This is a genomic window from Vibrio sp. 1069, assembly GCF_033340555.1.
In genome coordinates this window covers 1-768 of sequence record NZ_JAWOWP010000282.1, presented here as the reverse complement: position 1 = coordinate 768, position 768 = coordinate 1, and the positions used below count along the sequence as shown (strand labels likewise).

At 47.9% G+C, this 768-nt stretch carries 1 protein-coding gene and 1 pseudogene; one reads left to right on the top strand and one right to left on the bottom strand.

Translation table 11 applies throughout. The annotated features are described in order from the left end of the window. Positions 1-297, top strand: a 297-nt coding sequence (locus R7040_RS26000; protein WP_318097509.1) for a cystatin family protein, incomplete at its 5' end; no start/stop codon positions are given. 80 nt (positions 298-377) lie between these two features. On the opposite strand, the pseudogene R7040_RS25995 reads toward R7040_RS26000, so the two are convergent. After that, positions 378-768, bottom strand: a pseudogene (locus R7040_RS25995) (MFS transporter); the annotation flags it as partial.

The window sequence follows — 768 nt, the reverse complement described above, 5'->3', positions numbered from 1 at the left end:
CAATCGCAACCGGAAGCGAACCCAATCTGTAACTTAGAAAAACTGCCCGGCGGATGGTCACAAAGTGACATGACCGATGAAGCGCAATCATTGCTTGATGTGGTACTCGCGCAAATGAACACTTCCGCTAAGTTAAAGCAAATCCTCAGTGTTCGCACTCAGGTGGTAAGCGGCATGAATTACGCGATTGAATTTGAAATGGATAATGGCGAAATCTGGAATACGATTGTCTACCGCTCGTTAGACGACGAAATCAAGATGACGCAACCTGCAAAACTTGGACACTTCTGCTCATAATATGCAGACATAAAAAATGGCTCCCGATTGGAGCCATTTTTATTCACGATGTTCTGTTCAGCCCATCACATTCATCAGAACTAAGCCGTGGCGATATTAGCTTTAGGCAACTTAATCGAAATCAACGTTGTCAGCGCCAAGAAAGCGAAAGAGATCCACAAACACGCCGCTAGTCCAGCTTCTTGGTAAATCCACCCCGACAATACCGTGCCAATCAAACGTCCCATGGCGTTGGCCATGTAGTAAAAACCGACATCCAACGACACGCCGTCGCCTTTGGCATAGCTCACAATCAGATACGAATGCAGCGAAGAGTTAATGGCAAAGACCGCACCAAAAATCATCAGCCCAACCACAATCACGATTTCCGGCTGCCAACCAATTTGTACTCCGTAAGCAATCCCGCCGGTGATTAAGGCAAGAATCCCCGCCCACACCAATGCCGCACTTCCATCAGGCACGCGACCTTGC